Origin of the sequence: Rhodococcus opacus B4, assembly GCF_000010805.1 — a bacterium.
GTDB lineage: Bacteria > Actinomycetota > Actinomycetes > Mycobacteriales > Mycobacteriaceae > Rhodococcus_F > Rhodococcus_F opacus_C.
In genome coordinates, this window is record NC_012522.1 from 4,680,599 (window position 1) to 4,703,641 (window position 23,043).

The following is a 23,043-nucleotide window of genomic DNA, read 5'->3' on the forward strand; positions in this document are numbered from 1 at the left end:
AAGGGGTGGAGGGGCAGCAGGTCGATCGGCAGCCAACTACAGTAATAGATGGGGTCGTGGAACCTTCGTCGGTTCGGGGCTTCTGCCCTCGGAGCAGGCGCTGGCGATCTGCTTGTAGTGCCGGAGCGAAACGCGGCGAACAGGGACGAGACACCCGGTCTCGTGACTGCACGTCGGAAAGTGTGAGGGAGAGCGATGTTCGAGAGGTTCACCGATCGCGCACGGCGCGTTGTTGTCCTGGCTCAAGAAGAAGCCAGGATGCTCAACCACAACTACATCGGTACGGAGCACATCCTGCTCGGCCTCATTCACGAGGGCGAAGGTGTCGCTGCCAAGTCGCTGGAGTCGTTGGGCATCTCCCTCGAAGGAGTGCGCAGCCAGGTCGAGGAGATCATCGGCCAGGGCCAGCAGGCCCCGTCCGGCCACATCCCCTTCACCCCGCGTGCCAAGAAAGTCCTGGAGCTCAGCCTGCGCGAGGCACTGCAGCTCGGACACAACTACATCGGTACGGAGCACATCCTGCTCGGCCTCATCCGCGAGGGTGAAGGCGTCGCAGCGCAGGTTCTGGTGAAGCTCGGTGCCGACCTCAACCGGGTCCGTCAGCAGGTCATCCAGCTGCTTTCCGGTTACCAGGGCAAGGAGCCTGCCGAGTCCGGCGGCACTCGTGGCGAGGCGGGCACCCCGTCCACGTCGCTGGTGCTCGACCAGTTCGGTCGCAACCTCACCCAGGCGGCCCTCGAAGGCAAGCTCGACCCCGTCATCGGCCGCTCGAAGGAAATCGAGCGCGTCATGCAGGTCCTGTCGCGCCGTACCAAGAACAACCCCGTGCTGATCGGTGAGCCGGGTGTCGGTAAGACCGCCGTCGTCGAAGGTCTCGCTCAGGCCATCGTCAACGGCGAGGTCCCCGAGACGCTCAAGGACAAGCAGCTGTACACGCTCGACCTCGGGTCGCTCGTGGCAGGCAGCCGTTACCGCGGTGACTTCGAAGAGCGCCTGAAGAAGGTCCTCAAGGAGATCAACACCCGCGGCGACATCATCCTGTTCATCGACGAGCTGCACACCCTGGTGGGTGCCGGCGCGGCCGAGGGCGCCATCGATGCGGCCTCGATCCTCAAGCCGAAGCTCGCCCGCGGTGAGCTGCAGACCATCGGTGCGACCACCCTCGACGAATACCGCAAGTACATCGAGAAGGACGCCGCGCTCGAGCGCCGCTTCCAGCCGGTGCAGGTCGGCGAGCCGACGGTGGAGCACACCATCGAGATCCTCAAGGGTCTGCGCGACCGTTACGAGGCGCACCACCGCGTGTCCATCACGGACGGTGCACTCGTCGCCGCGGCCACCCTGGCCGACCGCTACATCAACGACCGCTTCCTGCCGGACAAGGCCATCGACCTCATCGACGAGGCCGGAGCACGGATGCGCATCCGCCGGATGACCGCGCCGCCGGACCTCCGCGAGTTCGACGACAAGATCGCGGACGCCCGCCGCGAGAAGGAGTCCGCGATCGACGCGCAGGACTTCGAGAAGGCCGCGAACCTGCGCGACAAGGAGAAGACCCTCGTCGCTCAGCGCGCGGAGCGGGAGAAGCAGTGGCGTTCCGGTGACCTGGACGTCATCGCCGAGGTCGACGACGAGCAGATCGCCGAGGTCCTGGGTAACTGGACCGGTATCCCCGTGTTCAAGCTCACCGAGGAGGAGACCACCCGTCTGCTCCGCATGGAGGAGGAGCTGCACAAGCGGATCATCGGTCAGGAAGACGCGGTCAAGGCTGTCGCCAAGGCCATCCGTCGTACCCGCGCCGGCCTGAAGGACCCGAAGCGTCCGTCCGGTTCGTTCATCTTCGCCGGCCCGTCCGGTGTCGGTAAGACCGAGCTGGCCAAGTCGCTCGCCAACTTCTTGTTCGGCGAGGACGACGCCCTCATCCAGATCGACATGGGCGAGTTCCACGACCGCTTCACGGCGTCGCGGCTGTTCGGTGCCCCTCCCGGCTACGTCGGCTACGAAGAGGGCGGCCAGCTCACCGAGAAGGTGCGCCGCAAGCCGTTCAGCGTGGTGCTGTTCGACGAGATCGAGAAGGCACACCAGGAGATCTACAACACGCTCCTGCAGGTGCTCGAGGACGGCCGTCTCACCGACGGTCAGGGCCGGACCGTGGACTTCAAGAACACGGTGCTCATCTTCACCTCGAACCTCGGCACGTCGGACATCTCCAAGGCCGTGGGTCTCGGCTTCACGTCCGGCAAGGGCGACGAGTCGAACTACGAGCGGATGAAGCTCAAGGTGCACGACGAGCTGAAGAAGCACTTCCGTCCCGAGTTCCTCAACCGCATCGACGACATCGTCGTGTTCCACCAGCTCACCACCGAGCAGATCGTTCAGATGGTGGACCTGATGGTCGCGCGCGTCGAGGTGGCCTTGAAGAACAAGGACATGACGATGGAGGTCAGCGAGAAGGCCAAGGCGCTGCTGGCCAAGCGTGGCTTCGATCCGGTCCTGGGTGCACGGCCGCTGCGTCGCACCATCCAGCGCGAGATCGAGGATCAGCTGTCGGAGAAGATCCTCTTCGGCGAGGTCGGACCCGGTCAGATCGTGTACGTCGACGTCGACAACTGGGACGGTGAAGGCGCGGGCGAGGACGCGAAGTTCACGTTCCGCGGCGAGGCGAAGCCGGTCACGGTTCCCGACGAGGTTCCGGTCGACTTGGCGAAGTCGGGCGCAGCCGACTCGGAGTAGTCGCGCAGTAGGCGAACGAACGGGCCGCCGGTGGTTTTCCACCGGCGGCCCGTTCGTGTGTGCGGGGTCAGGCGCTCTTGCGTCCCGACCAGTTGGCGAGACGTTCGGTGGGGCCCGCGGTGGGGAGTGGGTCGACGACGTCCGCGAACGGCACGTGCCCACCGCGTGGTTCCGCCGGGATCGCGCGCTGTGCGACGGCGAGCATGGCCTCGGCGAGTTCGGGCCGGGTTTCGGAGGGCTGGCCGGTGGCGACCGCGAGATCCCAGCCGTGCACCAGCGTCTCGTTGATGTATCCCCAGATCGCGGCTCGGCCGGGCACGGTGCCCCACGGCGCGGTCACCGTCGCGTCGAGTCGGCCGTCGTCGGTCCAGACGGGCCACATGCGGTCGGCCGCCGACCGGTAGGCGGCCGCGTAGCTGTCGTCGGGGATGCCGGTGACGACGAGCGGAACGGTGCGCGGGTCGCCGCCCTCCCCGATCACTCGGGCGCGTTCCACGGTCGCGACCAGGTGGCCGAGCATGGTGCGGACGTCGAAGTCGGCGCAGGGGGTAGATGCCGTCAACTGGTCCTGGCGGACGTTGTCGATGAGACGGGTGGTCCAGCCGAGGGCTTCGCGGTACAGGGGCCGGGGATCTGTCGTGTTTGTCATGAGACAACTCTCGCCGTAAAACATGACACCTCATGTCATGTATTTCTGCGAAGATTTCCGCATGCGCGCCGACCGCCTGCTCTCGCTCGTCCTCCTGCTCCGCAACCGCGGGCGCATGTCCGCTTCGGCGCTGGCCCGCGAACTCGAGGTATCGCCCCGCACGGTGCTGCGGGACATCGACGCATTGTCGACGGCGGGAATCCCGGTCTACGCCGAACGCGGCCGGGACGGCGGATTCGAACTGCTCCCGGGATTCACCACCGACCTCACGGGCCTGACGGTCGAAGAGGCGAAGGCGCTGCTTGCCGCCGGCGCCGCCGTGACGTCGGAATCGCTGGGAATGGCGCCGGCATTCGCGTCGGCGATGCGCAAGGTGGTGGCGGCGATGCCGGACGCGCACCGGGCTGCGGCGACGAAGGTGGCGGAGCGGGTGTTCGTCACCCAGGGGTCGTGGCTGACCGATCCGGAACCGGCCGACGGCCACCTCGGGCTGATCCAGCAGGCGGTGTTCGTGGGCAGACGCCTCAGCATCCTCTATCCGTCGCGGGGCAACGAACCGGCATGGCGTGTCATCGACCCGCAGGGCCTCATCCACGCGGCGGGACGGTGGTATCTGGTGGCGACGGACGCCGGCCGCGACCGGACGTACCGGCTCGAGCGGATCGAGGACGTCCGCGAACTCGACGAACCGGCGCAGCGACCGGCCGACATCGACCTCGCCGCGATCTGGGAGCGTCGGCGTTCGGAGTTCCGGGCACGGGGAACACCGGTGGTCGTCGATGTGCTCGTCCGGCGGGAGCGCCGCGACGTTCTGGCGGCGCGTGCCTACGCCGTCCGGTCCGAGCAGTCGGTCGACGGCGACCGGGTGCGCCTCGAGCTGGTGTTCGGCGACGACTCCCATGCGAGCGGTGTGCTGTGGTCGCTCGGCGAGGACGCGGAAGTACTGGCGCCGGACGATCTGCGGGCGGCCCTGCGTTCCCGGGCGCTGCGCATGTGCGCCGGGTACGAGTAGGTTCGACACGTAAACCGAAAAACCACGAGAGGATGTGGCATGCCGACACGTACCGCACGGACCGCTTGGAACGGATCACTCGAACAGGGAAGCGGCCAGGTGGAACTCACCAGTTCCGGTGTCGCGACCTTCGACGTCTCGTTCCCGAAACGCGCGGCGGAGGAGGCGGGTGGAACCACCAGCCCGGAGGAACTGATCGCGGCGGCGCATTCGTCCTGCTACGCGATGCAGCTGTCCGCACTCATCGCGGAGGCAGGCGGAACCCCGCAGAGCCTCGAGGTGAAGGCTGACGTCTCACTCGGGCCGGACAACCCGGGTTTCAAGCTCACCGGCATCAAGCTGACGGTCCGCGGTGAGGTGGACGGGCTCGACGCCGACGGCTTCGCCAAGGCCGCTCAGGCCGCGAAGGAGTCGTGCCCGGTGAGCAAGGCGCTCACCGGTGTCGAGATCACGTTGGACGCGGCACTCGAATCCTGAGTGCCGGCTAGCGACGGTTGAACCGTGCGCGCACTTCCTCCATCTTCGCCTGCAGTTCGTCCGGGCTGATGACGCCCTTGTCCATCAGCGCATGCGCGGTGGCGACGACGGACCGGGAGCGGACGGGGAAGTCACGGTAGATCGTTTCGCCCAGCTGGTCCTCGGTGTGGCGCCTGTCGAGATTGTCCCAGGCGCCACGCCAGGACAGGCATTCCGCGGTGGCCTGCATGCTCGACTCCCACGGGTCGGGCTTGCGGTCGAGATCGGGGAGCGTCACGTCGTCGCGAGTTGTTTCCGGCGTCAACGTGTTCAGGATGACGTCGTAGCCCTTGTCCGCCATCATCGTGCGGCTCCTCCGTTCGCCGAGGGTGGTGTGGTCGCCGTCCAGTCGACCTGCGGGACGGCGACGCCGATCATGGTGTCGCGGGTGACGATCGCCGCCAGCTGTTCCTCGCTCCACCCCTCGGTGCCCTCGGGGCGCATCGGCATCACCATGAATCGCGATTTCTGATTCGAATCATGCACGCGCACTTCGACGTCCGACGGGAAGTGCAGGCCGAACTCCGCGATCACCTCGCGAGGCCAGCGCACCAGCCGACGACGATAGTTGGGGGTGCGGTACCAGTCCGGGGACATCCCGAGAACGGGCCGCGGATAGCACGAACACAACGTGCACACGATCACGTTGTGCACTTTCGGGGTGTTCTCGAGCACATAGAAGTACGTGTAGTCGCTCGGTGTGCCCGACCCGGTGGGATCGCGCCAGTCGATCCCCACCTCCTTGCAGGTCTCGGTGCCGTCGGCCAGCAGGCGCTTCTTGAATTCCGGATCCACCCACGCCTTCGCGACCAATCGCGAACCACCCGACGGCCCTACCGATTCGGCCCACTCCGAGAAGCGCCGGTGATCCTCGCGGGAGAACAGGCCCTTGTCGATGGACAGTTCCCGGATGGCGGTTTCCAGGATCTCGAATTCGCTGACCTCCTCCGAGGCCTGAATCGGGGCGTGATCGTCGTGCGAATGCGTCATGTGTCGGCCTCTCCTGCCGGCTCGAGCCAGCGCTCGGAGCACTCGGTTTCCAAGGTGTCGATCTCGAATCCGGTGTAGCGGGGCCAGAGGTCGGTCTGCTGGAAGCGGACGACGTAGAACGGCTCGGTCCGGCCGTCGTCCACGCGTCCCCACGCCTCGTCCTCGGGGATCACCCACTCCGGGCGGTGTTCGACGACGACGCCGGTGTGCCCGCGGATGAACGCCTGCGTGCGGGTGTGGAACATCGACGTCGCGTTCTTGACGGTGACGCGGTCGCCGATCTCGAATTTCGTCATGACCGGCCTCCCGCCGTCCGGGCCCGCACTTCGTCGATCTTGGCGGAGAGTTCGTCCGGCGTGATCAGGCCCTTGTTGATGAGTGTCTTGGCGGCCACCGTGATCCACCGCGCGTAGTACGGCAATCCGAAGTAGAGCGTGGCACCCAGGTCGTTCTCGGCGCGGCGGCGCTCCTCCGAATTCCACACTCCCCGCCAGCCGAGGCATTCGCACGTGACGTACGTGCTCATCTCCCAGTCCTCTTCGACCTTTTCCTCGTACGCGACCGGGAGGGCGGGCTGTCCGCCGACGTCGTGCAGGACGTGCCGCAACGCGTCGAACGCGGAATTGGACAGGTAGTACGGCGAATCCATCTCTTCGTGATGGAGAGGGCCGTACCCGGCGACCCGGTTCGCCTGTGCTTCGAATTCTGCTGGAGAGTTCATCGCGTGCTCCGTAGGGATGGAACTAGTGACAGGGAACTCCCAGGAGATGGCGACCGTCGTGCATCAATTCGTGCAGGTACATGCCGCTCCGGGAGATCGCGCCCTGGTCGAAGCCGACCAGGTAGAGGGTGAGAAGTGCGAGCAGGACGACTCCGACGGCGATCAGCACGACTGCGAGTGACTCGACGGACTTGCTCGGTGAAGAGACGTAAACCATGGCTACTCCTGGAGGAGTTCGGGTTCCGCAACCATCGGCCGTCGACTGTCCGGGCGTCGCGACCGTCCGGGCATCGCGACGAGCGCCCCTTGTTCAGCGGCACGATCGATACGACGTTACTCCCGCCGTGTCGACACCCTCACCGTACCGTTCGGTCGAATTCGGCGGGCGTAAATGCACCACGGCGAACCAAGACAATCTCCCGCGCGGAACCCGGTCGGAACACAATCCGGCGTCGATCTGTTCCACTGGTCTGTGACGACACAGCAGAACGCCGACGGCGACATCGAGATCGAGATCTGGTCCGATGTGGCCTGCCCCTGGTGCTACATCGGCAAGCACCGCTTCCTGTCGGCCCTCGCCGAGTTCGAGGGGCGCGACCGGGTCACCGTGGTGTGGCGGTCGTACCAGTTGTCGCCGGACACCCCGGCAGGGCAGCGGCGCAGCGAACTCGACGCCCTCGTGGAGAGTAAGGGAATGGCACCGGAACAGGTGCGGCAGATGTTCGGCCACGTTGCGCAGACGGCGGCCGAGGAGGGCCTGCGTCTCGACTTCGGCACGGTGATCGCCGCCAACACCTTCGACGCGCACCGGCTGATCCACATCGCGAGCGATAACCGAGATGCCGTGGTGGAGGCGCTGTTCCGCGCTCACTTCGCCGAGGGCGCCGTGATCGACGACCGCGCGGTGCTCGTCGACATCGCGGCGCGGGCCGGGCTCGACGCCGACACCGTCCGCGCCGAACTCGAGTCCGGCGCCGGTGCGGACGCGGTCCGCGCCGACCTCGACGCCGCTCGTGCGTTGCAGGTGTCGGCGGTGCCGTTCTTCGTCGCCAACCGCCGGATCGCCGTGTCCGGTGCGCAGCCGAAAGACGTGTTCCTGCAGCTCTTGGCGCAGGCGAGCGCGGACGACCAGGTACGCGCGACGTAGCGGTTCGCTGGGGCCGGACCATGCAGCGCGGAGACCACCGCGACGAGGCGCGTGATCCGGCCTCTTGCCAACACCCCCGACGGCGGGCAGATTGACAGGCACGTCGTCGGCAGGGAGGCACTGTGCGCGAGCAGACACGATCCGGAGATGCATGGCCTGCGTTGAAGGTGGACGAGTGGACGTCGACGAGGGACACCCTGCACATGTGGACGCAGATCGTCGGGAAGATCCGGCTGGCCCACGCACCGTTGATCAACCACTGGTGGCAGGTGCCGCTGTACGTGAGTCCCCGCGGTCTCACCACGTCGACCGTCCCGTACGGCACCGACTGCTTCGACATCGAATTCAACTTCGTCGACCATCGGCTGGTGATACGCACGAGCACGGGCGGCACCGGGACGGTGGCCCTCGAACCGAAGTCGGTGGCCGATTTCTATGCGGAGACGATGGACACGCTCGCCGAGCTGGGTGTGACGACGACCATCCTGGCCAGGCCCAACGAGGTGGAGACGGCTGTGCCGTTCGCGGAGGACACGCAGCACTGCTCGTACGACAGTGAGTCGGTGCACCGGTTCTGGCGGCAGTTGGTGCAGGCGGACCGTGTGCTGCACGAGTTCCGTGCCCATTTCATCGGGAAGGTCAGTCCCGTGCACTTCTTCTGGGGTGCGCTCGACCTGGCCTGCACCCGGTTCTCCGGTCGAAGCGCGCCGACTCACCCCGGGGGAGCACCGAACTGCGGAGACTGGGTGATGGTCGAGGGCTACTCACACGAGCTGAGCAGCTGCGGATTCTGGCCCGGCGGGGGCGTCGAAGGTGCGTTCTACGCGTACGCCTACCCGGAGCCGGACGGTTTCGCCGACTACCCGATCGGGCCGGACGGAGCGTTCTACAGCGCGGAGTTCCGGCAATTCCTGCTGCCGTACGAGGCCGTCCGCACCGCGGAGGATCCCGACGCGGCTCTGCTGAGGTTTCTGCACAGCACGTACGACGCGGCCGCCGAGCGTGGTGGCTGGGACCGGGCCGCCCTGGAGGCGGACCCGGCCCGTTGGGACAAGTCCCGCTGACCCGTGCAGGTCAGGCTGCGTTCGCCGCCGCGGGCGCCGTGGCCCGGGTGGCACGCTCGGTGAGGAACGCGAACACGAGTCCGAGAACCAGCCACAGCGTGGCCTGCGTCGCGAGCGACGACAGTCGGAACTGCCACAGCAGCACTGCGGGGAAGTCGTCGCCCACTTCGTTGATGGTGGGCAGCACGAGGTATCCGACGGTCGTCACCACGAGGAACACGGCAACCGGCGCGGCGATCCGCACCGACAGGAACTCCTGTGCGGCCACGGCCTTCGCCGCGAAGACGGACGCGACCACGGCGAGCAGGCCCAGCGCGACCGCGGCAAGCCACAGCCAGGTGCGCTGGTTGATCGTCTCGGGGTCTCCGACAGCGGGCGGGTTGGCCGGGTACTTGAAGAACGGCACCGCCTCGATTGCCAGCCAGCCGAACGCGGCCAGGGTCAGACCGAGCAACGGCCCCGACAGCGTCGTCACCCGACGTGCGTAATTCGCGACGACGGCGAAGATCGCTCCCAGTGCCAGCCCCGCGAGGGACGTGGCGAGGAACAGTCCGAAGCGCTGCCCGTCGCGGCTGACCAGGGCCTCTTCCTCGTCGTGCGAGTGCCCGGCAGGCTCGTCCGCCTGCGCGGCGTCATGCGAGTGGCCTTCGGGTTCGGCGGCGCTGTGCGACTCCTCGATCGCGATGGCCGCGTCGATGTGCGACTCACCGAGAACGAACGCGACGCCACCGGCCAGGATGCCTGCGATCAGGCCGGCCAGCAGACCGCGGATCAGGAGTTTCGTGAAGGAATCGGTCAGTGGCATGGCAGACCCAGGAGGTGGCGGCCGTCGTGCATCAATTCATGCATGTACATGCCACTGCGCGAGATCGCGCCCTGGTCGAATCCCACGAGGTAGAGAGCGAGCATCGCGAACAGAACGATCGCGAAAGAGATGACGGCGAGACGGGTCGTGTCGACCGACGAGCCGGGTGCGTAGGCGAGTGCCACAGTTCCTCCTGGGATTTCGCGTCCCCTAGGTCCAGGCGATGGCCGCAGTATCTGGCTGTCGAGGTGGTTCCCGTGAAGGACTACTCCGATTTACAGTGGCGCGACCGCTCCGGGATTGCACCGGATTCCTGCCGAACCATCGCATTGTCCTGCGAACTTTTGCACCCGGCGGGCCGTCGTGTCAATCCTTCCGCCCGGCCCCGCGCTCAGCTCTTGTTCGCCGCCGCGACGTCGAGCACGACCTCGAACTCCAGCAGCGAGGCCCCGGACGCCACCGGCTTCTTCCGCTCGCCCGCATGGGCCTCCCGGGCCGGACCGTCGCGCCACGCCGCGAAGGCCTCTTCGCTCTCCCACTGCGTGACGACGAAGTAGCGGTTCTCGCCCTGCACCGGACGCAGGAGCTGGAAACCGAGGAAGCCGGGAGAGTTCTCCACGGCGTGCGCGCGCGCCGCGAAGCGCTTCTCGAGTTCGGGGCCCGCACCCTCGGGGATTTCGATTGCGTTGATCTTCACCACTGCCATGCGGGCGAGGTTACTCCGCTAGCGTCGGAGTGGTGGCGGGTGAGAGTGCGTTGCACGACGAGGGTGGGACGGGACAGCCGATTCTGCTGCTGCACGGACTGATGGGCAGTGCCCGGACGTGGGGGCGGCACCTGCCGTGGCTGCGCGAGCACGGCCACGTCTTCACGTTCGACGCCGCGGGCCACGGCAGGCCCGCGCCGTCGCGGTTGACGACGGAAGCGTTCGTCGCCGACCTGTCCGCGGCGCTCGACCCCTTCACCGAGCCGTGGGTGGTGATCGGCCATTCGATGGGTGCCCTGCACGCGTGGTGCCTGGCGGCCGAGCACCCCGAGAAGGTATCGGCGCTCGTCCTCGAAGACATGGCCCCCGACTTCCGCGGCCGCACCGCCGACGACTGGGCGGCGATGATCTCGAACTGGCCGCAGCCGTTCGCGACCCGGGAGGATCTGTTCGAGTTCTTCGGTCCGGTTGCCGGACAGTACTTCCTGGACTCGTTCGAGAAGCGCGCCGACGGCTGGTATCTGCATGGGGACGTCGACACGTTCCGCGACATCTCGGCGGAGTGGGGAGACAGGCACTTCTGGGACCAGTGGGCGTCGATCAGGGTTCCGGCCCTGCTGATCGAGGGGGAGTTCACCATCACCCCCGACGGTCAGATGCGGACCATGGCGGAGCGGCATCCCGGCGCCGAATACGTCCGCATCGCGCGGGCCGGGCACCTCGTCCACGACGACCGGCCGGAGCAGTACCGGAAAGTGGTCGAGGAGTTCCTGGACGGGCTCGGCTGAGAGCGTCCGCATGCCCGTCGTTGTGTGTTCGTTTTTTTCGTTTTATGGTTGAGGTATGGCCGCTCTGATGAACCGCACGGTGTTGCCGCCGGGCGCCGACGATCGGGATGTTCTCGCCACGTTGAAGTATGTTCTCGCTGGTCAGGATGATGTGACGATCTCGACCCCGGAGGGTTCGGTGTCGTTGCCGGACAGTGTCCGGGGGTTGCTCTTCGACGCGGTCACGGCTCTGGATCGGGGGCAGGCGGTGACGGTGGAGCCGCATCGGACGGTGTTGACGACACAGGAGGCCGCGGAACTGCTGGGCATCACCCGGCCGACGCTGGTGCGGTTGCTGGAGGCCGGGAAGATCCCGTACTCGTCGCCGGGCCGGCACCGGCGGGTGGAGTTGGCGGACGTCCTCGCCTTTCGACAACAGGAGCGTGCGCGACGCGGTCAGGTGTTCGAGGAGATGGCGCACGAGGAAACCCCCGACCCCGGCGACGCCGCTGACGGCTTCGCTTCGACCCGCTGATCGAGGGGCCAGGGCGATGGCTGCCTTCCGGGTGGTTCTCGACGCGTGCGTCCTGCTTCCGCAGGTCCTGAACGATGTGCTGCTCGCCCTGGCCGATGCCGAGTTGTTCCGGCCGGTGTGGACGCCGGATCTGCTCGACGAGGTGGAGCGCAACCTGGCCGGGGAGAGGTTCGGTAAGTCGCCGGAGCAGGCGGCGCGGCGGGTCCGGCAGATGCGCAGGGCGTTCCCGTTCGCGGAGGAGGAGTCACGTGGGTACCGCGAGTTGATTCCCGCGATGACCAACGATTCGAAGGATCGGCACGTCCTGGCTGCGGCGGTACGGTCCGGTGCAGCAGCGATCGTGACCGCCGACCTGAAGGACTTCCCGCAGGCGGCTCTCGACCCGTTCGACGTCGAGGCGATCCACCCCGACGAATTCCTCTGCGATCAGCTCGATCTGGACGCGGAAGCGGTGTTCGAGTGTATGCACGCGCTGGTCGCCCGGAATGCGCTCCCGCCGCGCACGGTGGGGGAGCTGCTCGAGTTGCTCGGCCGGCTGACCCCACGGTTCGTCGACGCGGTCCAGGCATTGCTCGGCGCCCGGGACGACGCCTCGGACCGCGGTGCGGTGCCGGCGGCGCCGGCCCTTCCGGAGCTGACCGACGAGCAGATCGACTCGTTGCCGCCCGAGGTGCGGCAGACGTACCGGCAGCTTCGTGCGATGGATCCCGCCGAACGGGTGCGGTTTCTCGGGCATTCAGATCTGGTGAATGCGGCGTGGGCATTCCTGATGCCGGTGTGCGTGGACGGGGATCTGCTGTCGGTGTGGCCGAACGTGGATCCCGACTTCCGGGCGGTGCTCGCGCAGAAGTGGGCGCAGGACAACCACTATCAGATGACCGTCGACGGGTGGGAGGTCGAGTCGGTCGCGTCGGCCCTGGCGGCGCCGGTGCCGGATCATCCGCTGTGGGTACATTTCGAGCGCGTGCATGTGCGGTCGTTCCGGGCGATGCTGCCGGATCCGGCGACGTGGGGAATCGGTTCCGCCACCAGGATGGTCGCACCGGGGGTCGAGGCGCTCTACGTGCTCGACACGGCGACGCTGCAGGGCGGCCTGTGGCACCCGAACGATCCCCGGTATGTGTGCCCGGTCATCATGCATCTCGTCGACGGGCGTTGGCTGGTGCGAAATCTGGGGTCGGAGTCGGACCCCACCACGACCTGAGCTTACGTCTCTGCAGGGGTGAATGGTTGCCAGCCCCGGGGTGCCTATCGCGCGCCGCGGTCAAGCCTCACGCTGGAAGTATTGCTGTACTCCACGACCTATTCAGAGGCGCACAATGTATTTCGACTTCCGTGACAAGCCCGAACGTCTCTGCGTCAAAGAGATGGTTCATGGCTACACCATATCCTGCTGCCTGTTCGTCGCCGTCAAGCTCGAGCTCGCCGATCTGCTGTCGGGGGGCCCGCTGGCGCTTGCCGATCTCGCCCGGCGCAGCGGAACCGATCCCGATGCGCTGAAGCGGATCCTCCGGCTACTGATGAGCGCCGGGATCTTCTCCGTGGACGAGCAGGACACGTGCGCACTCACACCGCGAGCCGAGTTCTTGCGCAGGGACGACCCGGAATCCATCGCAAGCGAGGTGGAGCTCTTCGCCGGCGCAGAAACGTACCTGGCCTGGAGCGAGCTGCTCCACTGTGCTCGTACGGGACAGACAGGTTTCGGCCAGTTCTTCGGCAAACCCCTCTTCGACTACCTGGCCGATCACCCCGATTCCGCCCAGCGCTTCCATCTCGGCTGGCACGAGATCTCGATCCGCGCCGGTCTCGAGACCGCGGAAGCGGTCGATTTCACGGAAGATCGGCATGTCATCGATGTCGGCGGTGGTTACGGCATCGTGACCGCCCAGCTGTTGCGCAAATATGATCATTTGCAGGGCACGATCTACGACCTGGAGTTCTCCCTGGCCAAGGCCGGTCACACCTTGCGAGAGTATGGCGTCGACGAGCGCTGCGACATTCTGCCCGGCGACGGCTTGGCAGAGGTGCCCGGCGGGGGCGACGTACACCTACTCAAGAGCGTCCTGCACACGATGAACGACGACGACTCCGTACGCATCCTCACCAATTGCGCGAACGCACTCGAGCCCGGCGGCCGGATCCTGGTCCTGGAGCGGGTGATCAGCGAGGATGGCGGATACGTCTGGGGGAACGTGGTGGACGTGGCCATGCTGGTCATGACGGGCGGCCGCGAACGGACGATTCAGGACTACGCGCGCCTGTACGAGCGCGCGGGCCTCGAACTCACCGGAAGTACGCTCCTGCCCTGCGGTTTCAGCGTGATCGAGGGCCGGAAGTGAGACCGACCGGGCGAGCGCGACCTCCGAACGTCGGCGGACGCCGGGGAACTGGGTCGGCATGGCACACATCTTGATCGTCGGCGGACACGACGAGACCTTTCGAATGATCGAGGACCTACCGGTCGAGCTGTCTGTTTTTCAGAATTCCGAATCGGTCACTTTGCGGCAGGCCAGGCGCGCCCGCCGGCTGTGCGTATTCGACTACCGAAACCAGACAGAGGCGCTCGGCAGGGCGCGGGCGCTGCACGAGTTCGAACCCGTCGACGCCGTCGTGTCGTTCACCGAGCACGGCCTCATGCCGGCCGCCGTGATCAGAGAGGCGCTGGGCATCAAGGGCAACGCGCGGGAAGCCGTCCGGTTGACCCGCGACAAGATCGCCATGCGCGAGCACCTGTCCGGCCGTGACTTGGGAGCTGTGCGGAACCGAAGCTGCCATTCGGCCGCCGAGGTACGGAGCTTTCTTCTCGAAGTGGGCGGCCCCATTGTGGTCAAGCCGGCCGGAGGCGCCGGCAGCTCCGGCGTTTTTCGCGTCTCGAGCCTCGAGCAGGTCGACTCCGCATTCGCCCGCTCTCGCGGCGAGTACCCCGGGCCGACCCTCGCCGAAGAGTTCATCGACGGCCCCGAATACAGCGTCGAATCCTTCAGCACGGAGGGCCGGCACGACATCATCGCGGTGACCGAGAAGACCACCACCGGCCCGCCGCGGTATATCGAAATCGGTCACCAGATGCCGGCCGTGCTCGCCGCATCGGCCCATGCCGAGCTCTGCAGGCTGGTCACCGACTTCCTCAGTTCGATCGGTCATTCCTTCGGTCCGGCCCATACCGAAGTGCGGTTCGGCCCGGCCGGGCCCCGGATCATCGAGGGCAACACACGTCCCGGAGGCGATTTCATCTGGGAGCTGGTGCTCCGTGCCATGGGTCGCGATCTGGTCCGGGAGTCGATCTGTCATCTCGCCGGGCTGCCGCCGCAGCCGCGAATACCCGGGCGCGGGGCAGGCTGCGTCGCATTCTTCGCCTACGAAAATGTGGTGATCGAACGCGTGCAGGGCATCGAGGCCGCGCGTCGGAGCGAGGGGATAATCCGGTTGCAGTGTTCTCTCGAACCAGGGCAACGCCTCGGTCCGCTCCGATCCTCCGCGGATCGTCAAGGTGTCATTGTCGCGGTCGGCACCGATCTCGCGGATGCCGAGCGCCGGCTGGCCGACGCGCAGGCTCGGATTCGGGTGGAGACGGCCCCGCTTCCGCACTGACCGGGCAGGCCCAGTACTGCCCGGTCAGCAGGAGGTGGGGCGGTGCGTGGGCTGCTCGAGCGGCATTACTCGCACGGTCGTCAAGATTTCGCGAATGAGTGAGGTCACTTCGGAGCTCGACCGGCCGGCGACGATGCCACTGACGGGCAATTCGAAATCGAAATAGCTCACGGTCTCCGGAAGGGAAGCGCCTGGATCCAGCTGCGTCCACCGAACGACATCTGGGTGGGTTCGAAATCCTTCGCCACCCCGGATCGCGCAGTGTCGCGACCCGAGCAGGTGACCCGGGAACATGAAGTCCCCGTAGACCTTACTACCCGGCGTCCTTTCGAACCACCGGCTCAGCGGATTGACTTCGAGAGGTGACCACTCGAGGTTGCAGGCCAAACCGGCTGCGACCAAGTCGATTCCCGTGGCAAGCCGGAATGTCTCCTTGATATGTCCCCCGCCGGCGCGGGCGCCGACCTCCAGGAAGACCATTCCGTCTGCGGCCTCGATCATTTCGAGGTGAAAGGGGCCGTTGTCGATGCCCACCGCCCGAAGGTACTCGACCGCTACCTTGCAGCGCCCACCGTCGTCGTCGACTTGAATCGATCCCTGCGGAATTCCCTGGGCGAACTCGAGGCACGTGCCCAGATATCTGCTGGCGACGATCGCGACCGGCGCACCGGCCAGCATCACACCATCGAAGTGGAAGATCGGCCCCTCCACATATTCTTCGAGCTGGAAGCGCTCCGGATCCCAGCCCTCCAGACCAGGCGGGCCATCGAGAATCGCAGTGCGCGCGTCAGCGAAGGTGGCGAACACGAAAACATCCTTGCTCGCGGTTCCGTCGAGTGGTTTGAGCACCGTCTTTCCCGCCCACGGAGCGGCATCGGCGGACGAGGCGGTGAGGGCCTCGTCGCAGCGGACAAATCTGGGCACGCGAAGTCCGCATCCCGCGACTGCGGCTTTCATCGCTACCTTGTCGTTCACGATGTGAACCTGCTCCGGCGATACCCCTTCTACTCCGAGGACCCGTCTTATCTGCGCTGCCTCCATCATCTCGTACTGGGAGACGCTGATGACTCTGTCGAAGGAATCGTCGGGGGAGAACAGGGTAAGAACCTCCTCGGCCAGACCTGCCCGACCCGGCCGTTCGACCTTGATGCAGGGAAGGTCGGGCGGCACGGTGGCAAGTTGCGCGCTTGTGCCCACGTAGACGACATCGTGCATTCCATGATCGATTACCCGATGGTATTCGATGAAGGAATAGGGAACGCGATGGAGGATCAACAGTTTCATGTAGAAGACTCCGCTGGATGGATTACCGATCGGCGCAATGGAATTTCGCTTTCCTGTACTATCCCGAGCCGGCGGACGTGGAGCTAGGAACCCTGGGGGTGCACATCGCCCACCTCTCGTGGTCGTTATCGAATCGCGGACCGGCCGTTGGCCAAGTGCCGATACTCGGTTGCAATCGCGTCGACCAATGCGGACTTCGCATAACGGATCTCGTCGATGCCGGAGACCCCCAGAATTTCGATCGCAGTGCCACACAGAAATGCGGCGTCGAACGATCCGATCTCGCTGTATGCGATGTCGCGTTCCGTGACCGTGATCTTCAGTCGCGGACACAGCTCGTCGATGACCGCCCTTCGGGTGATCCCGTCGAGCGCTAGCTCGGTAGTGGGCGTGAACAATGCGTCACCCTTGACGAAGAACACGTTCGAGCCGCTCGACTCGCACACTGCGTCGGCCGTCGAGAGGAAGAGCACATCGTCGTAGCCGTCAGCCCGTTGGCGGTGGCTCAAGTAGCTCAACGCGTAGGTAGACGACGTTTTCGCCTGATACGGGTGGCACGAGGCGGGTGCGCGTCGCCACGTCGCCGTCGAGAGCCGATATCGCTCCGCGGCCGAATTCGAGGGAAAGGGCAGGGCAAACAGGACCACCTTGCTGGAAGAGCCCTGCGCCTTGAAGCTCACATCGGTGTCGTCATAGAAGACCAGACACTTTATGTACGCATCGGTCAGATCGTTGGCCTTCACCAATTCGCGGCACGCGTCGGCCAGGTCCGCATTCGAGTAGTGCACGGTGTGCCCGAACAACTCGGCGGACCGCCGCAACCTGGCGACATGATCGTCACATTTGAATATGCTCCCGCCGTACGTGCGGATACCGTCGAACACAGACGTGGCATACGACAACCCATGGGTGGCAGGGGACAGGCTCACCTCGTCGAATCGGACGCATCTTCCATCTGTCCACGCTATTTCGCTGATCATCTAGTCTCCATTTCGCGATCTCGCGTATTCCTGCATCGCCTGCGTATGCATTGTGTTGACCGGAATCAGCCAGTTGTCCAGGTCGACGATGTGAATTGCGCCGACCCGGACCTTGGCGTCGATGGCGCCTCTGCCGAGGCAGATTTCCGTGAAACCCAGCCGATCCGCGAAACGATACATCTGGTAATAGTCGGCGATGTACAAATTCAACCCACGAGGAATCCGGTCATGGTCCAGTCCCCGAACGAGCTTCGTGAACACACCACGGTGATCGTCGGCGTAGCTCAGTGATCCGGCCAACGGTGTTTTCGAGGACTTGTCGTAGTCCAGCTTCACGAAATATTTCTCACCTTCGGACGAGCGGGCCAGCATACGCAGCACATCGCTGGTATAGAGGTTCCTGGCATGTCCGTATTTGGCCACATTCAATGCCTGGAGGCCGGCGAAATCGAGCAGAACTCGATCGTCCTCCGCCACTTCCGAGAGACGGTGTATCTCGGAGGTGCACGCCGCCTCTGCTTTCCTGGTGATCCTGACGATCGATTTGTATTGACTGGCTCCTACCGCTGTTCGCAGGGCAAGGTCCACACTTCGTGAAGACCGGAAGAATGCGGCCTGCATGAATGGAACTGCGATGACGTCGGCGCGCCGACGGCGATCGGATCTGAGAACGGAAGGGACCAATAGCCAGTCGGCGGTCGATGCCAGGCGCGACAATTCCGCCAGTGTCCGATCGTCGGGCTCGTCGCACACGGGGATGTAGAAGTATCCGGGTGCGACGTACGCTCGCTCGTGATGCAGGGCGTCGTCGCTGCTCGCGCTGCGCTGGAGCACCGCGTTCCAGTGCGCGATGTTCTTCAGCGGAAGTTGTGGCCGCGCGACGTCGTGACTGTTACAGAACGCATCGCGTTGGGGCAGCCATTCCATGGTCGTCCTCCTGTCCGTTCCAGTTCCGCCCGACGGTCGTGTGCGACTGGCGAGAATTCTCGAGGAGACGCCGCTCGCCGTTGAAATGGAAGACTCGATTGGCGAGCGTGGTCAGATCGGGATTGTGTGTGATGATGAAGAAAAGCGTGTCCGGCAAGGCCGAGATCACGGACTGCAGTATCGAGAGCTCTGCTTCGGTACTCAACTCGGACGTCGCTTCGTCGAGAATGGCGATTGCCGGGCGATTGATCAGGAGGTCGAGGAGCGCGAGCCGCTGCAGTTCCGTCTTGCTCAGATTCAACTGGCCGGTGGCGGGAACGGTTTCGTCGAATCCCGATCGTAGTCGCCCGACAACGTCTGCCACGTCGAGATAGTCGACCACACGGGCCAATTCGAGCGGTAGCGGGTTGTCGAAGTGCTCGATCAGCCTTCCTGGCTTGAAGATCGGACTCGACGTCAGGAGGAGGATGTCTCCGGTGTGGGGAGTCGAGACGTAACCCCCCGTGCGGCCCAGTGTGGAGAGGACGCCTGCAGTCGGCCGCAGACTGCCGACAACCAGCTTCGCGAATGTCGACTTCCCGACACCGCTCGGGCCCATGATGACCACGACGTCTCGGCTGGCGAACGACTCCGAAAGCTCCTCCAGCAGCACCGCCCCGGTGCGCGGCGCGAGGTACGCGACGTCCGTCAACGACACGAGCGCTGCGTTGTCGACGGCAGAGCCGGTCCGGCACGCCACCGGTTCGATCGGAGCCGAAGGCGACGTGCAGGTGGCCGTGCTCGGCGTGTGGAGACGATCCGCGCTGTCGAGAACCTGCCTGAGGTCGACCAGGCAACGGCCTGCACGGGCGAAGACCGCGATGAGGTTGTACGAGAGACTGAGCGCGAGAACACTGGTGAGGCCGGGTCCGCCGCCGGCATGGACGAACACGGTTGAACCGACGACGACAGACAGGAAGAGCACCCCCATCAAATCGAGCTTGTAATTGAACCAGCGGCGTGCGCCCGCATTGTCGATCGACGCGAAGGCACGATTCATCACACTCTTGTTCAGCCAATTCACCAGGGCCGAGTTGTCTCGCGCCAGGTCGAATCTCGCCGAGCTCCAGGTAATGGCCTCGACCCGCTCCAGCACTGTCGACGTCGTACCGATCTCGTTCTCGTTGAAGTCCTGCAGTCGCCTTCCCGATCGCTTCGAACTGTGCCAGTAGGCGAAGCACATCCCGGCGAGGGGCAGGAGGACGAAAATGTTCTTGCTCAACACGAATGCCGCGGTCGTGAACAGCAGCGTGACCGCACCCAGGGTGTTCAGAAGTACTTCCGGCAGAAGTTCGTCGATTCGTCGTTGATCCCAGGTCAGTTTGCCCTGATAGTCCTGGTGGTTCTGATTGTCCTGATCGGCCTCGTCGAAGGCGGACCGGGAGGGCTTCGGACTCATGACAGCCGAGAAGTAACTCTGGCACTTCACGGTTGCCGCCGCGATGCTGCGCTTGACCAGGAGTAACGAGGTGAACATCGACAGGAGTGCCCCAGCCGACAGTGCAGCGATGAGGGCTATCGCTGCTGTTCGCGCATTCGTGGTCGAAATTCCGCTGGCAGCTATGTAGTCGCCGACAATCGTCAGAACGTCGCGGCACGCGAACAGGACGCAGGCGACAACCGCGACCTTCGCGATACCCAGTCTCATCAGACTGCGGCGCGACGAGGTCGCGAATTCCGGTCGGTCCATGGCTTGCGGATGGCGGGAGATCGACCGATCCTCCTGCACGAGTTGCTGTTTGCGGTCGTGATCAGGATTCGCCGCACGGGGTGTGGGGTTTCGTATCACCTCCACTACCTCGCCTCCGGCCACCACCCATATCTCGTCCGCGGCATCTTTTTCATCGGGCTTGTCCGTTGCATAGACAACCGTGGTGCCATGCCACGGCCCGCGCAGAAGCCCGGCCAACAGCCCACTCGCCAGGTCGTCGTCCAGCCCTGCTGTGGGCTGATCCAGGTAAACGAACCTCGGTTCGGCCAATATTGCCCGCGCCAGTTCCAGCCGCTTCCCCTGCCCGCGGGACAAGTCCCAGCCCTCGGTCCGGTCGTGTGACTTGCTCGCGAGGTAGTCGCCGTAGAAGGTTTCGGGAAGTCGGGACAGTGCCATGGCCCGACGGGCCTCGTCGTCCGAGAATTCGCTTCGATAGAGACACAAATTCTCGTAGAGCCCGCCAGGAAATATCCACGGTTCATCCGGTACGAAGAGCGTTTTGTCGCTCACTCGGCTGCTGCGGCGTGCACCGATTTTCAGAACGGTCGTCTTACCACTGCCCGCCCCGCCGACCACGGCGATGTGCTTCGCCGTTGTTGCCGGTAGGCGCGTTGCCGTCGCATCGGTGTCCAGCGGCTGGGGACTGGATAGATACTTCGCAACGTTGGTGTGCCCGACGATGCCCTGGGAAAGGCTCTGAACAATGAAGGGAATATTGTTGGCGACGGATTTCAATCCTCCGACCAGCGCCATCGCTGACAAAAGGCCCGCCGGATCGACGTACCCGACGTAGGCCAGCTGGGTGAATACCGCGGCAAGCATCGCGACGATCGGAGTGAGCGTCGATATGAGATTGATCCGCGCGACAAGACGCGCCGCTTTCAGGAGCGCGCGCTCCTCACCATCTCGCTTGTCGGCATAGCGCCGAAACAGTTCGTCGTTCCAGTTCTTGAGCCACGCGAGCAGGCGATTGTTCATCGCAAACAGGCCGACTTCGATGCGGTCTGCCGCCGTCGCCGACAGTGCAGCATGCGCGGCATTCAATTGTCTGGCGTTCCAGAAGATCACCACGGAACTGATGAGAATCACCGACAGAGCCGCGAAAGCGCTCAGTCCGAGCGCCACGAAGAAGTACGCGGAGGTGAACGTGATGGTTGCGAGTGCCAGGATGATAAAAATTAGTCCAGACCACGCGTTTTCGACGCGTGCCGCCTCCCGGTCCAGCAGCGTGACAAGGTCGGCCGGTTGGCCGGAAGCGGAAACGCCGCGCTTCTTGCGCAGCAGCCTTTGTTCGATGTAGGTCCGGGCTCCGATGCCCACCACGTCGGCTTGCATGAACGTGTGATTCAACGCAAGCCACGCCACGTACGTCAGCACGATGCAGGTGGCAGCAAGGCCGAGGTTCGTCGTGAGCTCCGAACCGCCGGCGACGAGGTGCTGGATCAGCGATTTCAGCGTGATCGCAGCACCGAAAGCGCATCCTGCATTGATCGCGATGGCCACGAGCCCGAGCACGATGTCACGACGGAGCCCGCCGAAGATGGATCTGCTGAGTCGCTCGCCCCGGGGCGCGTTCACGCTGTCCCGCTGCGCCGCATCACACCACCGCCGCCACCTGGCAAGGTGCGAGGCGTCGGGCGACGGGTCGAGCCGAGTTCGAGGTCGGGGAACCTCGAACCAGACGATTCTCCTGAGGACGCTCAGCATGTGGAATACGTGGGGACCGCAGTGTCGGCCAATGCGATCGACGCGATTCTGTCGCACAACTGCGTGATCATCTTCCATCCCTCGGCGAGTGCTTCGCGGAGTTCGCGGATCTCGGCAGGTGTTGCTCGATCGAGCAGATCGATACCCATGCTCACGTGCTCACCGTCGTCGTCGCCGTGTTCCTGGAAGTGCGGAATCGCCGGAAACGCGCGCGCCGCCTCCCGGTGCCAGATTTCGCCACTACCTTCCAGCACCACATGCATCAGCAGAGTGCGCACCATGTCGCTCCGGTACAGCATTTGATGCCGGAACCACTCCATTGCCGCTACGAACGTCGCGTCCGTGACCGGCGCGTGCTCTGATCCCCGTTGGTTGCGCAGGTTGTCGTTGTGGCCCAGTTCCTCGACCAGATGGTCGAGCGCCACCTGCTTGTGCGCCGCATCGGTGGTCATCGCGACACGCAGGTGCAGCAGGTCCTGAAACACGTCCGACCAGGTTTGCTGGCAGTCGAGCAGCCGTTCCCGAACGCGGGGGTCGTCGAACGAGGGGTCGTCGATCAGCCGCAACAGGTTGCTGGTTCCGAATTCCTGCAGGTGCTTCTCGTTGTCCTCCAGGAGCACGGCCGCGGGATTCGGTACCTCGCTTGCAAACACCGCATTGGGCTTCTCGCCGTCCTCGTAGAGCGCCTTGCCGTTGAACTGGATCGAGAGCGCCCAGAAACCGTCCCGGGTTCCTTCGAAGCCGTGCCAGGAGTCGCCGGGTACGAGGATCATGTCTCCGGCAGTGACCTCCTGCTCCGCACTGCCCAACGTGCGTCCGGAGCCTTCGCAGATCAGGATCAGGCTGGACTCCGGGTGCTTGTGCACCGCCAGCACCTCACCGCACTCCAGCCTGACCCAGCTGATCGCCAGGTTGCTGGAAGCAGGAATGAATTGCGCCAACTGAGGGTTGCCGCTGAATATCTTGACGACACCCAGGTTATGGGTGCTCCCGCCGACAACGGCTTCGTTGATCGTTTCGAGCGCGCTTCTGGCGATTATGTGCATAGATCTCTTCCTTCTGTAAGGCATGTGCGAATTCATTGGAATTACGCCCCGAGCTCAATGTCTTTCCCAATGTTGGGCACGCGCCTCCCGGCCGAACAGGCACCCCAGGGTTG

General features: G+C 64.9%; 24 protein-coding genes and 1 riboswitch. Of the genes, 10 read left to right on the forward strand and 14 right to left on the reverse strand.

What is annotated here, in order from left to right:
* Window positions 1–195 precede the first annotated feature (195 nt).
* Window positions 196–2,733: an ATP-dependent Clp protease ATP-binding subunit gene (locus ROP_RS21505; RefSeq protein ID WP_012691514.1), complete on the forward strand. Its 2,538-nt coding sequence runs from the start codon at window positions 196–198 to the stop codon at window positions 2,731–2,733.
* Window positions 2,734–2,800: 67 nt separating this feature from the next.
* Here the strand turns inward: ROP_RS21505 and ROP_RS21510 are convergent, their stop codons facing one another.
* Window positions 2,801–3,382 carry a TIGR03086 family metal-binding protein gene (locus ROP_RS21510; protein WP_012691515.1) on the reverse strand — a complete coding sequence of 194 codons (582 nt, stop codon included), beginning with the start codon at window positions 3,380–3,382 and terminating at the stop codon, window positions 2,801–2,803.
* A gap of 61 nt (window positions 3,383–3,443) precedes the next feature.
* Here ROP_RS21510 and ROP_RS21515 point away from each other — a divergent pair, with 61 nt between their 5' ends.
* Together ROP_RS21515 and ROP_RS21520 are read left to right on the forward strand one after the other, a co-directional pair.
* Complete coding sequence (locus ROP_RS21515) at window positions 3,444–4,394, forward strand: helix-turn-helix transcriptional regulator (protein WP_012691516.1); 951 nt, start codon at window positions 3,444–3,446, stop codon at window positions 4,392–4,394.
* A 39-nt stretch (window positions 4,395–4,433) separates the two neighbouring features.
* Complete coding sequence (locus ROP_RS21520) at window positions 4,434–4,871, forward strand: OsmC family protein (protein ID WP_005244949.1); 438 nt, start codon at window positions 4,434–4,436, stop codon at window positions 4,869–4,871.
* 7 nt (window positions 4,872–4,878) lie between these two features.
* On the opposite strand, the gene ROP_RS21525 is transcribed toward ROP_RS21520, so the two are convergent.
* From ROP_RS21525 to ROP_RS21545, 5 genes are read right to left on the reverse strand one after another with little or no spacing between them, the layout of a single operon-like run.
* On the reverse strand, window positions 4,879–5,214 hold the full coding sequence (locus tag ROP_RS21525) for an SH3-like domain-containing protein (RefSeq protein ID WP_012691517.1): 336 nt from the start codon (window positions 5,212–5,214) through the stop codon (window positions 4,879–4,881).
* The gene (gene scnC, locus ROP_RS21530) at window positions 5,211–5,900 is read right to left on the reverse strand and encodes a thiocyanate hydrolase subunit gamma (protein WP_012691518.1); all 690 of its coding nucleotides are present in this window, start codon (window positions 5,898–5,900) and stop codon (window positions 5,211–5,213) included. The genes ROP_RS21525 and scnC overlap by 4 nt, the downstream gene beginning before the upstream one ends.
* Window positions 5,897–6,196, reverse strand: coding sequence for an SH3-like domain-containing protein (locus ROP_RS45105; RefSeq protein ID WP_012691519.1), 300 nt, complete (start codon window positions 6,194–6,196; stop codon window positions 5,897–5,899). The genes scnC and ROP_RS45105 overlap by 4 nt, the downstream gene beginning before the upstream one ends.
* Entirely contained in the window at window positions 6,193–6,621 is a 429-nt protein-coding gene (locus ROP_RS45110) for an SH3-like domain-containing protein (protein ID WP_012691520.1), read from the reverse strand. Before ROP_RS45110 ends, ROP_RS45105 begins: the two co-directional genes overlap by 4 nt.
* A 22-nt stretch (window positions 6,622–6,643) precedes the next feature.
* The gene (locus ROP_RS21545; protein ID WP_012691521.1) at window positions 6,644–6,838 is read right to left on the reverse strand and encodes a CbtB domain-containing protein; all 195 of its coding nucleotides are present in this window, start codon (window positions 6,836–6,838) and stop codon (window positions 6,644–6,646) included.
* 255 nt (window positions 6,839–7,093) lie between these two features.
* On the opposite strand from ROP_RS21545, the gene ROP_RS21550 reads away from it, so the two are divergent.
* Both ROP_RS21550 and ROP_RS21555 read left to right on the forward strand, forming a co-directional pair.
* Window positions 7,094–7,768 carry a DsbA family oxidoreductase gene (locus ROP_RS21550; RefSeq protein ID WP_043825109.1) on the forward strand — a complete coding sequence of 225 codons (675 nt, stop codon included), beginning with the start codon at window positions 7,094–7,096 and terminating at the stop codon, window positions 7,766–7,768.
* 122 nt (window positions 7,769–7,890) lie between these two features.
* A complete protein-coding gene (locus ROP_RS21555; protein ID WP_012691523.1) occupies window positions 7,891–8,832 on the forward strand; it encodes a DUF5996 family protein in 942 nt (313 codons plus the stop codon).
* A 10-nt stretch (window positions 8,833–8,842) separates the two neighbouring features.
* Here the strand turns inward: ROP_RS21555 and ROP_RS21560 are convergent, their stop codons facing one another.
* From ROP_RS21560 to ROP_RS21570, 3 genes are all read right to left on the reverse strand, one after another.
* On the reverse strand, window positions 8,843–9,637 hold the full coding sequence (locus ROP_RS21560) for a CbtA family protein (RefSeq protein WP_012691524.1): 795 nt from the start codon (window positions 9,635–9,637) through the stop codon (window positions 8,843–8,845).
* Window positions 9,628–9,822 carry a CbtB domain-containing protein gene (locus tag ROP_RS21565; RefSeq protein WP_005244930.1) on the reverse strand — a complete coding sequence of 65 codons (195 nt, stop codon included), beginning with the start codon at window positions 9,820–9,822 and terminating at the stop codon, window positions 9,628–9,630. The genes ROP_RS21560 and ROP_RS21565 overlap by 10 nt, the downstream gene beginning before the upstream one ends.
* Before the next feature lie 22 nt (window positions 9,823–9,844).
* A riboswitch (cobalamin riboswitch) is annotated at window positions 9,845–9,978 on the reverse strand.
* A gap of 50 nt (window positions 9,979–10,028) precedes the next feature.
* A complete protein-coding gene (locus ROP_RS21570; protein ID WP_012691525.1) occupies window positions 10,029–10,343 on the reverse strand; it encodes an antibiotic biosynthesis monooxygenase family protein in 315 nt (104 codons plus the stop codon).
* A gap of 32 nt (window positions 10,344–10,375) precedes the next feature.
* Between ROP_RS21570 and ROP_RS21575 the strand changes: the two genes are divergently transcribed.
* The 5 genes from ROP_RS21575 (at window position 10,376) to ROP_RS21595 (ending at window position 15,236) form a co-directional block, all read left to right on the forward strand.
* The gene (locus tag ROP_RS21575) at window positions 10,376–11,131 is read left to right on the forward strand and encodes an alpha/beta fold hydrolase (protein WP_043825110.1); all 756 of its coding nucleotides are present in this window, start codon (window positions 10,376–10,378) and stop codon (window positions 11,129–11,131) included.
* A gap of 55 nt (window positions 11,132–11,186) precedes the next feature.
* A complete protein-coding gene (locus ROP_RS21580) occupies window positions 11,187–11,645 on the forward strand; it encodes a helix-turn-helix domain-containing protein (protein WP_043825111.1) in 459 nt (152 codons plus the stop codon).
* Window positions 11,646–11,661: 16 nt separating this feature from the next.
* Entirely contained in the window at window positions 11,662–12,849 is a 1,188-nt protein-coding gene (locus ROP_RS21585) for a PIN domain-containing protein (protein ID WP_012691528.1), read from the forward strand.
* Between the two features lie 115 nt (window positions 12,850–12,964).
* Window positions 12,965–13,984 (forward strand): methyltransferase, encoded by a 1,020-nt coding sequence (locus ROP_RS21590; protein ID WP_012691529.1) that lies wholly within the window; start codon window positions 12,965–12,967, stop codon window positions 13,982–13,984.
* A gap of 58 nt (window positions 13,985–14,042) precedes the next feature.
* Entirely contained in the window at window positions 14,043–15,236 is a 1,194-nt protein-coding gene (locus ROP_RS21595; protein WP_012691530.1) for an ATP-grasp domain-containing protein, read from the forward strand.
* Between the two features lie 24 nt (window positions 15,237–15,260).
* On the opposite strand, the gene ROP_RS21600 is transcribed toward ROP_RS21595, so the two are convergent.
* The 5 genes from ROP_RS21600 to ROP_RS21620 form a co-directional block, all read right to left on the reverse strand.
* Window positions 15,261–16,520, reverse strand: a complete 1,260-nt coding sequence (locus tag ROP_RS21600) for an ATP-grasp domain-containing protein (RefSeq protein WP_012691531.1) — start codon at window positions 16,518–16,520, stop codon at window positions 15,261–15,263.
* A gap of 125 nt (window positions 16,521–16,645) precedes the next feature.
* The gene (locus ROP_RS21605; protein WP_231868960.1) at window positions 16,646–17,449 is read right to left on the reverse strand and encodes an aminotransferase class IV; all 804 of its coding nucleotides are present in this window, start codon (window positions 17,447–17,449) and stop codon (window positions 16,646–16,648) included.
* A gap of 51 nt (window positions 17,450–17,500) precedes the next feature.
* Window positions 17,501–18,427: a hypothetical protein gene (locus tag ROP_RS21610; RefSeq protein WP_012691533.1), complete on the reverse strand. Its 927-nt coding sequence runs from the start codon at window positions 18,425–18,427 to the stop codon at window positions 17,501–17,503.
* Window positions 18,393–21,884 (reverse strand): ATP-binding cassette domain-containing protein, encoded by a 3,492-nt coding sequence (locus ROP_RS21615; RefSeq protein WP_012691534.1) that lies wholly within the window; start codon window positions 21,882–21,884, stop codon window positions 18,393–18,395. Before ROP_RS21615 ends, ROP_RS21610 begins: the two co-directional genes overlap by 35 nt.
* Window positions 21,878–22,966 (reverse strand): cupin domain-containing protein, encoded by a 1,089-nt coding sequence (locus ROP_RS21620; protein ID WP_012691535.1) that lies wholly within the window; start codon window positions 22,964–22,966, stop codon window positions 21,878–21,880. Before ROP_RS21620 ends, ROP_RS21615 begins: the two co-directional genes overlap by 7 nt.
* Window positions 22,967–23,043 lie beyond the last annotated feature (77 nt).

What these genes read in the sequence shown, in the direction of transcription:
- ROP_RS21505 (WP_012691514.1), top strand. Translation starts at nt 196, where the DNA reads ATGTTCGAGAGGTTCACCGATCGCGCACGGCGCGTTGTTGTCCTGGCT.
- ROP_RS21510 (WP_012691515.1), bottom strand. Translation starts at nt 3,382, where the DNA reads ATGACAAACACGACAGATCCCCGGCCCCTGTACCGCGAAGCCCTCGGC.
- ROP_RS21515 (WP_012691516.1), top strand. Translation starts at nt 3,444, where the DNA reads ATGCGCGCCGACCGCCTGCTCTCGCTCGTCCTCCTGCTCCGCAACCGC.
- ROP_RS21520 (WP_005244949.1), top strand. Translation starts at nt 4,434, where the DNA reads ATGCCGACACGTACCGCACGGACCGCTTGGAACGGATCACTCGAACAG.
- ROP_RS21525 (WP_012691517.1), bottom strand. Translation starts at nt 5,214, where the DNA reads ATGATGGCGGACAAGGGCTACGACGTCATCCTGAACACGTTGACGCCG.
- scnC (WP_012691518.1), bottom strand. Translation starts at nt 5,900, where the DNA reads ATGACGCATTCGCACGACGATCACGCCCCGATTCAGGCCTCGGAGGAG.
- ROP_RS45105 (WP_012691519.1), bottom strand. Translation starts at nt 6,196, where the DNA reads ATGACGAAATTCGAGATCGGCGACCGCGTCACCGTCAAGAACGCGACG.
- ROP_RS45110 (WP_012691520.1), bottom strand. Translation starts at nt 6,621, where the DNA reads ATGAACTCTCCAGCAGAATTCGAAGCACAGGCGAACCGGGTCGCCGGG.
- ROP_RS21545 (WP_012691521.1), bottom strand. Translation starts at nt 6,838, where the DNA reads ATGGTTTACGTCTCTTCACCGAGCAAGTCCGTCGAGTCACTCGCAGTC.
- ROP_RS21560 (WP_012691524.1), bottom strand. Translation starts at nt 9,637, where the DNA reads ATGCCACTGACCGATTCCTTCACGAAACTCCTGATCCGCGGTCTGCTG.
- ROP_RS21570 (WP_012691525.1), bottom strand. Translation starts at nt 10,343, where the DNA reads ATGGCAGTGGTGAAGATCAACGCAATCGAAATCCCCGAGGGTGCGGGC.
- ROP_RS21580 (WP_043825111.1), top strand. Translation starts at nt 11,187, where the DNA reads ATGGCCGCTCTGATGAACCGCACGGTGTTGCCGCCGGGCGCCGACGAT.
- ROP_RS21585 (WP_012691528.1), top strand. Translation starts at nt 11,662, where the DNA reads ATGGCTGCCTTCCGGGTGGTTCTCGACGCGTGCGTCCTGCTTCCGCAG.
- ROP_RS21590 (WP_012691529.1), top strand. Translation starts at nt 12,965, where the DNA reads ATGTATTTCGACTTCCGTGACAAGCCCGAACGTCTCTGCGTCAAAGAG.
- ROP_RS21595 (WP_012691530.1), top strand. Translation starts at nt 14,043, where the DNA reads ATGGCACACATCTTGATCGTCGGCGGACACGACGAGACCTTTCGAATG.
- ROP_RS21600 (WP_012691531.1), bottom strand. Translation starts at nt 16,520, where the DNA reads ATGAAACTGTTGATCCTCCATCGCGTTCCCTATTCCTTCATCGAATAC.
- ROP_RS21610 (WP_012691533.1), bottom strand. Translation starts at nt 18,427, where the DNA reads ATGGAATGGCTGCCCCAACGCGATGCGTTCTGTAACAGTCACGACGTC.
- ROP_RS21615 (WP_012691534.1), bottom strand. Translation starts at nt 21,884, where the DNA reads ATGCTGAGCGTCCTCAGGAGAATCGTCTGGTTCGAGGTTCCCCGACCT.
- ROP_RS21620 (WP_012691535.1), bottom strand. Translation starts at nt 22,966, where the DNA reads ATGAATTCGCACATGCCTTACAGAAGGAAGAGATCTATGCACATAATC.